This is a genomic window from Parabacteroides johnsonii DSM 18315, assembly GCF_025151045.1.
Lineage (GTDB): Bacteria > Bacteroidota > Bacteroidia > Bacteroidales > Tannerellaceae > Parabacteroides > Parabacteroides johnsonii.
Genome location: NZ_CP102285.1, coordinates 2,720,319 through 2,733,208 on the forward strand (window position 1 = coordinate 2,720,319; position 12,890 = coordinate 2,733,208).

The 12,890-nt window shown below is 42.7% G+C and carries 11 protein-coding genes, 1 tRNA gene and 2 pseudogenes; 9 read left to right on the top strand and 5 right to left on the bottom strand.

The window, feature by feature from the left end; all coding sequences use genetic code 11:
• Positions 1 to 17: 17 nt before the first annotated feature.
• The 5 genes from NQ564_RS11120 to NQ564_RS11140 all read left to right on the top strand — a co-directional run bounded on the left by NQ564_RS11120 (position 18) and on the right by NQ564_RS11140 (position 4,162).
• On the top strand, positions 18 to 773 hold the full coding sequence (locus NQ564_RS11120; protein WP_227963136.1) for an NIPSNAP family protein: 756 nt from the start codon (positions 18 to 20) through the stop codon (positions 771 to 773).
• A gap of 18 nt (positions 774 to 791) precedes the next feature.
• Positions 792 to 1,577 (top strand): Ig-like domain-containing protein, encoded by a 786-nt coding sequence (locus NQ564_RS11125; protein WP_227963137.1) that lies wholly within the window; start codon positions 792 to 794, stop codon positions 1,575 to 1,577.
• Between the two features lie 146 nt (positions 1,578 to 1,723).
• Positions 1,724 to 2,071 carry a 50S ribosomal protein L19 gene (gene rplS, locus NQ564_RS11130; RefSeq protein WP_005645840.1) on the top strand — a complete coding sequence of 116 codons (348 nt, stop codon included), beginning with the start codon at positions 1,724 to 1,726 and terminating at the stop codon, positions 2,069 to 2,071.
• 234 nt (positions 2,072 to 2,305) lie between these two features.
• Positions 2,306 to 3,355, top strand: a complete 1,050-nt coding sequence (locus NQ564_RS11135) for a DUF2776 domain-containing protein (RefSeq protein ID WP_008151179.1) — start codon at positions 2,306 to 2,308, stop codon at positions 3,353 to 3,355.
• A gap of 108 nt (positions 3,356 to 3,463) precedes the next feature.
• On the top strand, positions 3,464 to 4,162 hold the full coding sequence (locus NQ564_RS11140) for a hypothetical protein (protein ID WP_008151180.1): 699 nt from the start codon (positions 3,464 to 3,466) through the stop codon (positions 4,160 to 4,162).
• 34 nt (positions 4,163 to 4,196) lie between these two features.
• Here NQ564_RS11140 and NQ564_RS11145 read toward each other — a convergent pair whose 3' ends face one another.
• Positions 4,197 to 5,717, bottom strand: coding sequence for a DUF4301 family protein (locus tag NQ564_RS11145; protein ID WP_008151181.1), 1,521 nt, complete (start codon positions 5,715 to 5,717; stop codon positions 4,197 to 4,199).
• A 175-nt stretch (positions 5,718 to 5,892) separates the two neighbouring features.
• On the opposite strand from NQ564_RS11145, the gene NQ564_RS11150 reads away from it, so the two are divergent.
• Together NQ564_RS11150 and NQ564_RS11155 are read left to right on the top strand one after the other, a co-directional pair.
• A complete protein-coding gene (locus NQ564_RS11150) occupies positions 5,893 to 8,109 on the top strand; it encodes a RelA/SpoT family protein (protein ID WP_008151182.1) in 2,217 nt (738 codons plus the stop codon).
• A pseudogene (locus NQ564_RS11155) lies at positions 8,102 to 8,298 on the top strand (IS256 family transposase); the annotation flags it as partial. The gene NQ564_RS11150 and the pseudogene NQ564_RS11155, both read left to right, overlap by 8 nt.
• Positions 8,299 to 8,359: 61 nt before the next feature.
• Here the strand turns inward: NQ564_RS11155 and NQ564_RS19410 are convergent.
• Positions 8,360 to 8,452, bottom strand: a pseudogene (locus NQ564_RS19410) (hypothetical protein); the annotation flags it as partial.
• A 96-nt stretch (positions 8,453 to 8,548) separates the two neighbouring features.
• On the opposite strand from NQ564_RS19410, the gene NQ564_RS11160 reads away from it, so the two are divergent.
• Both NQ564_RS11160 and NQ564_RS11165 read left to right on the top strand, forming a co-directional pair.
• Positions 8,549 to 8,908 (top strand): ISAon1 family transposase N-terminal region protein, encoded by a 360-nt coding sequence (locus NQ564_RS11160; protein ID WP_087375557.1) that lies wholly within the window; start codon positions 8,549 to 8,551, stop codon positions 8,906 to 8,908.
• 28 nt (positions 8,909 to 8,936) lie between these two features.
• Positions 8,937 to 9,872, top strand: coding sequence for an ISAon1 family transposase (locus tag NQ564_RS11165; RefSeq protein WP_129650104.1), 936 nt, complete (start codon positions 8,937 to 8,939; stop codon positions 9,870 to 9,872).
• A 521-nt stretch (positions 9,873 to 10,393) separates the two neighbouring features.
• Here the strand turns inward: NQ564_RS11165 and NQ564_RS11170 are convergent.
• The 3 genes from NQ564_RS11170 to NQ564_RS11180 all read right to left on the bottom strand — a co-directional run bounded on the left by NQ564_RS11170 (position 10,394) and on the right by NQ564_RS11180 (position 12,629).
• Positions 10,394 to 10,466: transfer RNA gene (locus NQ564_RS11170), tRNA-Thr, on the bottom strand.
• 273 nt (positions 10,467 to 10,739) lie between these two features.
• Complete coding sequence (locus NQ564_RS11175) at positions 10,740 to 11,669, bottom strand: hypothetical protein (RefSeq protein ID WP_039848287.1); 930 nt, start codon at positions 11,667 to 11,669, stop codon at positions 10,740 to 10,742.
• Positions 11,670 to 12,176: 507 nt separating this feature from the next.
• Positions 12,177 to 12,629: a JAB domain-containing protein gene (locus tag NQ564_RS11180; RefSeq protein ID WP_039848305.1), complete on the bottom strand. Its 453-nt coding sequence runs from the start codon at positions 12,627 to 12,629 to the stop codon at positions 12,177 to 12,179.
• Between the last annotated feature and the right edge of the window lie 261 nt (positions 12,630 to 12,890).

The window sequence follows — 12,890 nt, forward strand, 5'->3', positions numbered from 1 at the left end:
TGCAAAGAAGGCACTTTATGAAACTGACAGGCCTGCTGGCCACTCTCCCGGCTATCAAAGGGATAGCTGCAACCTCCGAAAAAAACGCTCCATCCGGAAAGCAACTATACGAATGGCGTATCTACACGCTGGAAGAAGGCGCGGACGGCTTGGACAACTTTTTCCACGATATACTGATACCGGCCTATAACAGGAAGAGCATCAAAGCCGGTGCCTTCACCCCCTATAAAAAAGAGGAAAAAGAACGGCGTCTGCTGCTGTTCATCTATCCCGACATCATGACTTATCATCAGGTGAAACAAGCAATCTGGGACGACGCAGCATTCAGGAAAGCGGCACAACCTTATTTCGACAAGACGGCTCCCAATCCGGCTTACTTCAATTTCGAAAGTTTCCTATGCGAAGCTTTCGACAAAGTGCCATATCTTCTGATGCCGGACAAGAACCGGACGATGTTCGAACTCAGGACGTATCACAGCCCCAACGAAGAAGCCAACCGGCGAAAAGTCGCGATGTTCAATAAAGACGAGATTGATGTTTTCGACAAAGTCGGCATTAACTCCGTCTGCTACGGAGAAGTGTTGGCCGGCCCGATCATGCCGGCAGTAATGTATCTCACCTGGTATAAAGACGAACCGACACGCAATGCCGCCTGGGATAAATTCCGGTCACATCCGGACTGGCTGCGTATCAAGAACCTGCCGGAATATGCCTATACGGCTACCCGGAATACCAGCCTGTTCCTCTCGCCGTTGCCTTATTCACAGATATGAACCAATAAATAAAATACAATGCATCTAAAAAACATTTATTTCGTTAACTTGTGGCTTGTCTTTTGCTTATTGTTCACCACTGCTTGCAACGATGACGACAATATTTATTTTACCCAAGACGAAATCATAGGAGACATTAATTCCGGGAAACAGATAGCTTTAGAAAACAATACCTTGGTAGTGTACACTAACAACATAGGTACCTCCGTAAACGTACAAGGAGCAAAAGGGAAGATCCACGCAACTTCGTCAGACGAAAACATCGTGCTCGTCACAAGTAGCAACGAAGGCAAGGCTACTGTTCTGGTCGAAGCTCTGAACATAGGCAATGCGCAGATCACAGTAACGGATGCCGGAGGAAATTCAGCCATCTTTACGGTCGAAGCAAAAGACGGGGAAGAGTTGTGGGAAAAAAGAATTTACACGCTCCGCGGGAAAAGACAATGCCTGATCAAAGGGGTTACACCTTCAGATTCGGCACAGATCGCAGCCGAAGCGATCGGAAAAGTGCCGGAAGCAAAATGGGTGATAAAAAAACGTTCTTATCCCTTTGCCGAGAGCTTACAACGCATGTATGTATATGACGAAGAGAACCAGCTATTGGTACAAGGAATACTGGAGATAGAAAAGTCAGCATCCAATCAGCCTTCATACTCGATCTATTCCGATAAGCACGAATTGTTAATGAACTATACGATGCCGATAAGCGGGTATTTTGTGAAAGATTTGACAGACGAATATCGAAATATCTATCCGGAGGTGACGGAGGTGCTGGTTTATCTCCCATTCGCTCCTATTTTATAGTGATAAGCGGAATTATTTAAGAATTAACACTTGCGTATCAAATAATTATTTCGTTACTTTGCATCCGCTTTGCGTAATCTCTGTCGGGACAAGTAGCCCGTTACATTGCGTTTCATTAAAAATTACAATTAAAAAGCTATAAAACAATGGATTTAATTAAAGTTGTAAACGAAGCGTTTGCTACGAAGAAGGAATTTCCTGCATTCAAGAGTGGTGACACTATTACAGTAGCTTACCGTATTAAAGAAGGTAACAAAGAACGTATCCAGCAGTACAGAGGTGTTGTAATCCGCATCTCCGGTCATGGTGACAAAAAACGCTTCACAGTGCGTAAGATGTCTGAAAACGTAGGGGTAGAACGTATTTTCCCGATCGAATCTCCGTTTATCGAAAGCATCACTGTTAACAAGTTTGGTAAAGTACGTCGCGCTAAATTGTATTACCTGCGTGCTCTTACCGGTAAGAAAGCAAGAATCAAAGAAAGAAGAGTGTAATCTCTGTGGTTCTATTGCCATACGAAAAAGCCGTCCGATTTATTTCGGGCGGCTTTTTTGTTTGATGCCTATCCGTTTATAATTGTGTCCACATCGGATTAGGAACCGATGCGGACACAATTCCCGGCCCACAGGCAGCCATCCGTCTATACCTAAAAGTATTTATAAAATGTAAAGAATGGGAACAAACCCCTGACAGGCGTTGTTTGTCTGGAAACTTAAAATAATGATCCTATGAATTACGGCATCAGCGTTCTGTTCAGAGCAATACCTTTACTCATGGCCCTGTTTTGTTTTGGCTACGGCTGGTTCATCACCTCCTACGGGACAGATCCGAACCGATATGTGGCGGGGCCTGTGATATTCTCGCTGGGTATGATATGCATCGCACTATTCTCAACGGCAGCCACCATCATACGTCAGATCATCGGGACATTCGGGCAGGTCAGCAAATATACACTTCCGGGAATTGGCTACCTTTCAGCGGTCCTGACTATCATTGGCGGCATGCATATTCTACATTCTTCACCGGACTCAGCTTCGTTCGTTGCGGGACATGTGATCTGCGGCGTAGGGTTTATCACTGCTTGTGTCGCAACGACTGCCACTTCTTCCACCCGTTTCACCATGATTACCGAAAATGCCCAAAAGAGCGACCATGACGTACCGCCGAAAGCCTTTACCCGGACACAAGGATTGATGCTGATCTCCGTTGCCGCCATTCTCGCGCTGACAACTTGGATATGGGCGTTCGTGCTATTGTCCAAAAGCAGCTTACATCCGAAATATTTCGTTGCCGGACATGTAATGATCGGACTTGCCAGTATCTGTACCTGCCTGATCACACTGGTTGCCACCATTGCCCGACAGATACGGAACATTTTCTCCCAGACAGAACGCAAGATATGGCCAGTGCTCGTTCTTGTCGTGGGAAGCCTCTGCATCATCTGGGGACTGATCCTGATACTGGGCACGGCAAATATGTCGCTTGGCTCGACCGGTTACATCATGATCGGCTTGGGATTGGTATGCTACAGTATTTCCAGCAAGGTAATATTGCTGTCGAAGATATGGCGGCATGAGTTCAAACTATCCAACCGTATCCCGCTGATTCCCATCTTTACGGCGTTGACTTGCTTATTCCTGTCGGCTTTCCTATTCGAGATAGGTTCCGTTCACGGATACTATTTCGTTCCGGCACGCGTGCTGGCAGGATTGGGAGGTATCTGTTTCACGCTTTTCTCCATCGTAAGTATTTTGGAAAGCGGAACTTCTTCACATTAGGACAGGCGGAATTAAAAAATGACAAAGCCCCACCAATGATGGTCGGCTTTTTTTAAACATAGTAACAGGTCTCCTTGTTATTCTTTCATATTTTAAACAACTGAGAATATGAAAACAAGGAAATTAATAGGATTACTTTTCATCCTCCCGTTACTGGCTGCCTGCACAGGTAACAAACAATCCGACGAAACGGCGCAAACAGAAACCTTTACGAAAGATACGATTCCGACCGGTCCGAATATCTTTTATTTCAACGGCGACTTCACCTATTATGCCGATGCCGCCACATTGAAAGACTGCATCAGCGGAGCCATCCTTCCGGTAGCTATGAAAGGCGAATATCTCAAAGTCGAAAAGAAATACCAAGAGATGAAACCGAGAGAGACGGAGGCCATCAATTGCGGCGTAATGGGCTATTTGATCCCCAAAGAAACAGATGAGGAAGGTCCTGATATGCAACTCCTGATTACCGGACTGGTCGGATTTGACCGGACAGTTTCCTGTAATCCGGAGAACATTATCACCGATGCCGTCTACGCCACTTATCATCCGGACGAGAAAGAGGCTCAAACAAAGACCTCCATTACCTTTGACAACGATTACACATTCCAGTGCACAACCTATCAATTATCACCCGTTAAGCTCGTTAGTGACTACAAGGGACACTGGTTCCGTACGGCGAAAGACAACATCGTACTGCTGGTTAACGGTGAAGTCCTATACGAAGGGACAATCGATTACAGCAATATGAACCTCATCCTTCAAAACGACGACGAAAAAGAGGTGGTCTTCAAGAAAAAAGCCTGAATTATAGCTTTGCCGTAATTCAGACTCCTTTTATTTATTGATGTTCCTGCCGCAGCAGATCATTTACCGTCTTAACCGGATTGAAGGTTTCGATAGGCACTTCGACAAAGATTGTATTCCAGTCGCTCATCGCACCATTCCACAAACCAGGTAACTCCAACGCTTTCAATTCGCGACCGTCCTTACTTTTATAAGAGATAAAACCGGTATTCTTGTCCACATAATCTGGCAGGTTGAACCTCTCACCTTTATAATTCTTCAACGCACAAACCAGGTCTACCGGGTTGAAGTGCGTACCCTTTTCGAACATCGCTTTCTTTTCAGGGTCCTTCAAATCGATTTGCGAACTTTCGAGAATCTGCAGAGAGACAGTTCCGTCCGGATTGACAGCGAGGAACGGACCACCGCCCGGTTCACCGACATTCTTCACCATACCACAGACACGCAACGGACGGTTCAGCTTACTCTTAATATAAAGGATCAACTCGGCATCTTCCAACAACTTCGTTTCCGGATTCTTCACACACAGCTCTTCCTGCAGGAAGTGAATCATCTCTTCCACCTGGTCATGCGAATACTTTCCGCTGTCGATCAGCTCCAGATAGTTGAAAATACGTTCCTGCAAAGAAACCAGCACACCGGCGATCACCTTTTTGAAGATGACAGTCGAACATTTGAAGCTATCCGGAACCACATTGTCAATGTTCTTGACAAACACCACATCGGCATCCACATCGTTCAGGTTTTCGATCAAAGCTCCGTGGCCACCCGGACGAAACAACAGATTACCGCTCTTATCGCGGAACGGATTGTTGTTCATATCGGCAGCAATCGTATCGGTACTCGGTTTCTGCACGCTGAAAGAAATATCGTATTTGACTGAGAATTTCTCTTCATAATCTCCCGCCTTTGCAGCAACCAACTGTTCGAACAATGCCTTATGTTCAGGCGACACAGTGAAATGTATATTCACTTCGCCGGCATTGTTCTTCGCATACATCGCACCTTCGGCCAAATGCTCTTCCATAGCCGCGCGGGCTGTCTGCGGATAAGAATGAAAAAGCAACAGACCTTTCGGGAGTTGTCCATAGTTCAGTCCTTTTGGCTCCAGCAAGTTGGCGACAACAGCTTTATACTCTCCAAGAGCAACCAACGCAGGAATATCTTTCGCTTCATTCTCAATGCAAGCTTGATTCAAGGCATCATAGAAAGCAAATTTCCTGATGTCGTCGAAAAACTTCTTCTCAAACGCATTCTGAGGCTCGTTATAGTCGGCAGACAGGAACTCATACAGGTTTTTGAACATACGGCTTGCCGCACCCGAAGCCGGCACGAACTTCACGATCTTCTTATTCTTTGCCAAGTAAGCATCCCAAGCATCCATATAAGTAGCCTGTTTTTCCTGCGGGATCACCATAATCCCTTTCTCAACCGAGGCCGAAGCTGTAATTTCCAGAAAAGGAAACCCTTTCACGAAACAAGCTAACTGTTCTTCAATCTGCTTTTCGCCGATCCCTTTAGCCGCCAGTAACTCTAAGTCTTTTGCGTTTAACATAGTATATCTTTTTTAATAAGTTAATAATCAGACACGCTACAAGGCCCTGCCAGCCTATGTATATCGCAAATGTATAAAAATACCATTAGAATTGCACTGATATTCGTAGAAAAACTTATTTTTACGGTATGTTTTACGGACAGCCCTCAAACAGGCAGTAAAAAGACAGACGACTATGGATATACAACCGTTCTTTACCGAAGAGGAGAAAAAACAGTTTTTCTCCAAGTACAAGCAATTATTACGCCATCTATACTCTTTCCTGAAAAAAGAAGATCTGAGCAAGATGAAGGAGTTGATGAAGCGGGTTGTGGCTCTGGATTGTTACGGACGAGACAAAAACGGCATCAACGGCCTGCTCCGCAATATTGATACGGCATTGATCTCCACCGTCGAGATCGGGTTGAAGCGCACCTCGGTCATCGCCCTCCTACTCTATCGTCCGGTCATGAAAAAGATCATCACTTTAGAGGAAGTGAAAGCTACATTCGATGCGGATGTCACCTTGATCATCAGCCGCCTGCTGAAAACTTCTGCCCTTTATGCCCGCAATACGGCTGTCGACTCCGAAAACTTCCATAAGCTGTTGTTCTCGTTTGCTGAAGATGTACGCGTGATCCTGATTATGATCGCCGACCGTCTTTGCTTGATGCGCCTCGGCAAGCTCCTGAAGAGCGACGAAGATCGGAAACGGCTGGCAACGGAGGTTTCTTACCTCTACGCCCCGCTTGCCCACCGCCTCGGACTGTACACGATCAAAAGCGAACTGGAAGACTTGTCGCTGAAATATACCGACCGTAAGCAATATGACTTCATCAAACAGAAGCTGAACGAGACAAAGCGTTCGCGAGACGCCTACATCGCCGAGTTCATCGCCCCCATCAAACGGAAGCTGAAAGAAGCCGGACTCTGTTTCGACATCAAAGGACGTACGAAGTCTATCCATTCCATCAACAATAAGCTGAAAAAGCAAAATATCCCGTTCGAGGGCGTCTACGACTTATTTGCCATCCGCATCATCCTGGACACACCGTATGAGAAGGAACGTTCGGACTGCTGGCAGGTCTACTCGATCATCACCGATATGTACCAACCGAACCCGAAACGCATGAAAGACTGGATCTCCATTCCAAAAACGAACGGTTACGAAAGTTTGCATATCACAGTGATGGGGCCACAGAACAAATGGGTGGAAGTACAAATACGTACCCGTCGCATGGATGAGATCGCCGAACGGGGACTAGCCGCACATTGGAAATATAAAGGAGGAAAAGCGGAAAGCGGACTGGATGAATTCCTAAATACTGTACGGGCCGCATTGGAAACGAAGGAGAACAACCCGCTTGACTTGATGCAGGATTTCAAGATGGACTTGTATAAGGACGAAATCTATGTCTTCACGCCGACAGGCGAACTGATCAAGCTGGCCAAAGGGGCGACCGTACTCGACTTTGCTTTCGCAATCCATACCAAGTTAGGCTGTAAATGTGTTTCGGCCAAGGTAAACGAAAAGAATGTTCCGATCAAACATACATTGAACAACGGCGATACGGTTTCCATCATCACTGCTCCCACCCAGACTCCTAAGCGTGACTGGCTGAACATCGTCGTCACCTCTAAAGCGCGTGTAAAGATCAAACAGGCGCTCCGTGAAGAAACGGCCAAAGCGGTGGACTTTGCCAAAGAGATGTTGCAACGCCGCTTCAAAAACCGGAAGATCGAGATGGAGGAAGCTCCCCTGATGCGCTACATCAAGAAAAAGGGGTTCAAGACTGTCACCGACTTTTATGTAGAGATTGCCGAAGAACGCCTCGACCCGAACCAGGTGATCGACGAATATTTAGAGCAGCTCCGCCGAGAAACAGAAACGAACGAGCACACCGAAGTACGCAGTGCTGAAGAATATATCACGACAACCGAAGTAGAAGAGATCTCTACGAACAAGGACGTACTGGTGATCGACCAAAACCTGACAGGTATCGAATATAAGTTGGCGAGATGCTGTAACCCGATCTACGGAGACGAGGTCTTCGGTTTCGTCTCTACACAGGGAATCAAGATTCACCGGATGGACTGCCCAAACGCGCAGGAGATGTTCAGCCGTTTTGGCTACCGCATCATTCAAGCAAAATGGAGCGGCAAAGGAGACAACGGATATATTGTTACGCTCCGGGTCATCGGTCGTGACGATATCGCGATTGTCACCAACATCACTTCCGTCATCAGCAAAGAAGCAGGTGTCACGCTCCGCTCTCTGAACATCGATTCGGTAGACGGGATCTTCCAGGGGAACTTTACAGTGATGGTCCGCGACACAACGGCGCTAAATATGTTGACTAAAAAAATCAACGCGGTGAAAGGGGTCAAGACAGTGGAAAGATTAAACTCTTAACGGGTATCATCGCCAAATCCGCAAGGTAACGAGAACAAGGTCATGTTCCCATCGGACACAACCCTTGAAAAACTGGTTTATCTTACATATCATAATACACGGAAGAAATAAACCATACCACTGGCCAATTGGGCTACAACTTCGCAACAATTGGCTACAAAGTTTGGAAACCGATTTAAATTATTATAATTTTACACTCATCGGAACGGGGATCTCATCCCTTAGTACTGGCCGCTCCCCGGCCGATGAGTTTTCGATCCTTACAAACACGAATCATCAAAGGTGATTCATTGTTTTTCAATACTTTAGACTTGTAACATACGACACTAATTGTTGTACTCATGGTTTACATCTCAGTTTACATGCCTCATGTAAAGGATCATCCCGAAATCCTGAGGGGAAAAAATCGTATCTTAGTGGCAGTAAAAAAATAAAAGAGATGAGTTACGATCAATTTCTTCGTTTTATCTTTCCGGAGGGAATGTTTGATTATTTTGAGTTGTCTGATTTCAAAGAAAAGTCGGATAGGGTAGAAATATATTTTGAAGAGAAGAATATACATCCTAAAGAATATGCAACCGATAACTTGGAGAGCAAGGGCTTTTATGAACAAGTCAGGATGCAGGATTATCCGATGCGTGGGCGTAGCTGCCTGTTGTTTATCAAAAAACGAAGATGGTTCAATCACAGTACTGGCAAGTATGTAAGCCGCAATTGGAAATTAGTGGCAGAAGGAACGCAAATAACGACTGAATTTGCGTCTTTTTTAAAAGCATTGGATCGACTCGCGCGCTCTTAGCATTAGTCTTTTGGCGGATCATTACGGAATGGAAGCCAAACTGTTGGAGTCCCAATATAAGAATCATCTGAGTCATTTCAGGAATTGGGAGCAACGTGCCCATGCCGAAGAATGGATGCTCTTCGAGAAAAACATTGGACCCTACGTCGGGATGGACGAAACGGCACTGTCGTCGGGAGAACTGTATACAATCCTGATTAACAAAGAGGCCAAAGGAAGAAAAGGCACAATCATCGCCATGATCAAAGGGACATCCGTAGAAAAGGTATCCCAAGTTATACTCAAACTTTCCCGTCGCAGGCGGTTTCAAGTTCGGGAAATAACATTGGACATGGCACCCAATATGGCCCGGATAGCCCGTCTCTGTTTCCCGGCTGCCAAGCTGGTTATCGACCGTTTTCATGTTCAAAAGTTAGCTTTTGAAGCCGTTCAGGAAATGCGGATAAAGGCACGATGGGAAGCCTTGGATAAAGAAATGGTCGAGATCACATACGCTAAAGCATCAGGACAGCCTTTTGTTACTGAAACATTTGAGAATGGGGACAGTCGAAAACAGCTGTTGGCCAGAAGCCGCTATCTTTTGTTCAAAAAAACTGAACTGTGGTCGGAGAGCCAAAGAAAAAGAGCTAAAATCCTTTTCCGGGAATATCCCGATATCAAGAAGGCCTATTACTTAAGCATGAGGTTAGGGTTGATATATCATCAGGCACAATCGGCAGATATTGCCTTGACGCGTTTGGCACATTGGTATGATCAGGTGGACAAATCCGGTTTCCTGTCTTTTGGCACTGTTGCCAGAACCATACAAACACACTACTTGAATATTGTTGGCTTTTTTAAAAGACGCTCCACCAATGCCGCGAGTGAGTCCTTCAATGCTAAAATCAAAGCTTTTAGAGCACAGCTGAGAGGCGTGAGGGATATTGCTTTTTTCTTATTCAGACTCACCAATATGTATGCATAATTAATTCTCTATGAATATAGGTATCTCCTTATACGTACATAACCGGGCTAAATAAAAGAACTGCAACATAACTACAATAAAAAAGCGTGTCCCTCTAATATAGAGGCAACACACTCTTTCTAATAGTTAAGGTTTGGGTTATTATATTTCTTGTCGTTATATACTGTTATAAAAAAGCTTGACCTGAAAGTTGTCAAGCTATACCCATTGCACAGTCAAGGCTCCTTTGTTTTTGTTCACTCTATACCTATAATCTCTCTGAAAATGAGTGACAGCACGAAGGAACGCTTTTATTTTATACAAAACAAATTTATCTGGAATTATTTTTACACTATCGGGGATTATAATAAATACTTAAATACTATCAGGGGGCTTATAGGAAGATGCAATGGATACTTTGGGAGATGATTATATTTTAATCCCTCAGGATTTCGGTATGATCCCATGTAAACCCACACGAAAACCACAGAAAAAGCCATAAAAAAAGCAGTCATCTAAAAAGATAACTGCTTGATATTGTGAGCCGAAAGCCGGACTTGAACCGGCGACCTACGCATTACGAATGCGTTGCTCTACCAACTGAGCTATTTCGGCAACACTCAATATAACACATTGAATTATTGATATTTACAATTCAACTTTGTTATCTTTCTGATTTTATGTAATTTCTGGTTTAAGTGTTGGTTTAAACAGATGTTAGATTAATATTATTGTTAATTATCTATATTTCAATATTGTATCATACAAAAAAACGATCATTTGTGATAATGATGTCTTGTAAACCAAGCAGGGCACAATTTATAAAAAATGTTCATAATATCATTTCTATAAAATGTGTCCCACCCTTATTTTCTATTTGAACTATCTTTAAACTTCTGTCACTTCTCCTGTCTCCACATCAACAGTAAAAATAACTTGTTTCTTACTTCCGTCATAATTGGTAATATCAATCTGGTATTTCCAGATTGGATTACTTTGTTCTAAGATTGTTGAATTGATGCGGGCATTATCTTCAACACCTTTTAAAGAAGGGATAGAGGTCTTCCAAACATCTTTTCCCGTCTGGTAATTATGTCTGATAATAAAGAAATCACTTTCACGGGCAATAAAAATTCCTTCTGTATAAGAGATAGGAACTGGATTGAAGTCTCCATTTACAAAATTCCCCTTCCATTCTGCAATCTTTTTTCCATCAGGTGATAATATGATAGAATAAGTACAATCCTCAATCATATTTAATACAAAAATACTTCCTTGAAACCAATAAGGATTTGCAATAGTTGGATAATTAAGAGGATAGACAATTATTTCATTACCATTAAAAAGGAAAATATCTTTGGAAACTACATCACTTGTCGTTAAAAAGGTATTTTCTCTATGAAGATATGAAAGTACAGCAATAAATCCCCGATTCGTTTTGTAAATACCTGATCTAAAATCAAATGCAGTAACATTCAAAAGCTTTGTTTCGCCATAACCTTTATCAATTTTTATTGTACGTTCGACTGTTTTTGTTCCGTTCCATTCTTTCAATTGCTCCTTTGTATGATTATTAAACATACCGATCCACATTTTTTCATTTTTAATACCTGTCAAGAATACAGTATCTTCATTATAAGCACATGGAGTAATGCTTAACATATCAAAGCCTTCTCGATTTTTTACTTTGTAATCGTAAAAATTATTTCTTCTCTCCTGTTCCCATTCTCCAGGTCCCTTCACTAGTTCTTTATCACAACTGGATAACAGTAACAAAGAACAGATAACAAACATACATACATTAAAAATTCTATTCATTTTGATTCTTGTTGTTTTCCCTGTTCCCTTTGGAAAAATTAATAAATAAAAAAGGTGTGGGAACTGTATTTGCTTTATCCTGTTATCTGGCTTCTCGCATTGCCATTAGAGTGGATAAAACAACAGCAACCCACACCTATTGAGATATAGTTTACCCTTTCAGGTAAGTCTATAACAAAAGATGCGGGTGCTATTGCCATCACCTTCACTCTAATACAAATTTTGCGAGAATTTGATAACAGAAGATAATTTCAATAACACCTTTCGTAAAACGTATGTCCTCCCACACTGTGTCCTATCTCTTTAGGCGTATGAGATTGGGACAAAAGTACGAAAAGCGTTTTATAATTCAATGGTTTAAATAAAAATATATCGTTTAATTCCTTATCGCCTTATACAAGAAGGTAAAAAGAAGGATAAACGGAATGATCGGATAGATTAACAACACTATCAGGTACACAATGGCGGCAATTAAGATATAAAGTATTATTTCCATATCTCACAATCTTAAATCCGTCCGTTTTCAGAATAACTGTAATAAGTCTCATCCGTTATGATAAGATGATCCAAAAGGTTGATACCAATCAATTTGGCAGTCTCCTTTACTCTTTTTGTTACTTGATCGTCTTGCATACTTGGTTGTATGTTTCCAGATGGGTGATTGTGTGCCAATATGATAGCAGAAGCATTACCCAATATTGCTGCCTGCATAATAATGCGTATATCCGCAGATGTTTCGTTCAATCCACCTTCTGAAATAGGGCAAATGCCTAATACCTTGTTGGCTTTATTCATTAAAATGACTTTGAAAAACTCTTTGTACTGTATTGTTTCAGAATCAAATACAGACAAAAGGATTTTATAAGCATCTTCAGCGGAAAAGATTTTCTCTCTTTCAGAGGCTTTAATCTTTGACTTGTAAGTGAGTTTCACTTCACATACCTTGTACTGACTTTCCATAATGATATAAATTTGATTTTTGTTGATAATTCCTGTGTATTGACTTGGTTTTAATCCTTTGTAGTGTTGAGGATTACACCATATAAAAGAGAAAAGGGGGAAAATACCGCAATCCGTCATTAAATCTCTATCCGTTAAAAATCTCTTTCCTCCGTTTCCAGAGTTCGGATAGGCATTTATCCGTTTTTGAAAAAGAGATTCATAGGTAGATTACTTGCATATTTTTCACTTCTCTATCATCTACTGAGGGGGGTCTTTAAG

Bases quoted from the DNA above. Each gene is read 5' to 3' on its own strand.
- NQ564_RS11120 (WP_227963136.1), top strand. From the start codon at position 18: ATGAAACTGACAGGCCTGCTGGCCACTCTCCCGGCTATCAAAGGGATA.
- NQ564_RS11125 (WP_227963137.1), top strand. From the start codon at position 792: ATGCATCTAAAAAACATTTATTTCGTTAACTTGTGGCTTGTCTTTTGC.
- rplS (WP_005645840.1), top strand. From the start codon at position 1,724: ATGGATTTAATTAAAGTTGTAAACGAAGCGTTTGCTACGAAGAAGGAA.
- NQ564_RS11135 (WP_008151179.1), top strand. From the start codon at position 2,306: ATGAATTACGGCATCAGCGTTCTGTTCAGAGCAATACCTTTACTCATG.
- NQ564_RS11140 (WP_008151180.1), top strand. From the start codon at position 3,464: ATGAAAACAAGGAAATTAATAGGATTACTTTTCATCCTCCCGTTACTG.
- NQ564_RS11145 (WP_008151181.1), bottom strand. From the start codon at position 5,717: ATGTTAAACGCAAAAGACTTAGAGTTACTGGCGGCTAAAGGGATCGGC.
- NQ564_RS11150 (WP_008151182.1), top strand. From the start codon at position 5,893: ATGGATATACAACCGTTCTTTACCGAAGAGGAGAAAAAACAGTTTTTC.
- NQ564_RS11160 (WP_087375557.1), top strand. From the start codon at position 8,549: ATGAGTTACGATCAATTTCTTCGTTTTATCTTTCCGGAGGGAATGTTT.
- NQ564_RS11165 (WP_129650104.1), top strand. From the start codon at position 8,937: ATGGAAGCCAAACTGTTGGAGTCCCAATATAAGAATCATCTGAGTCAT.
- NQ564_RS11175 (WP_039848287.1), bottom strand. From the start codon at position 11,669: ATGAATAGAATTTTTAATGTATGTATGTTTGTTATCTGTTCTTTGTTA.
- NQ564_RS11180 (WP_039848305.1), bottom strand. From the start codon at position 12,629: ATGGAAAGTCAGTACAAGGTATGTGAAGTGAAACTCACTTACAAGTCA.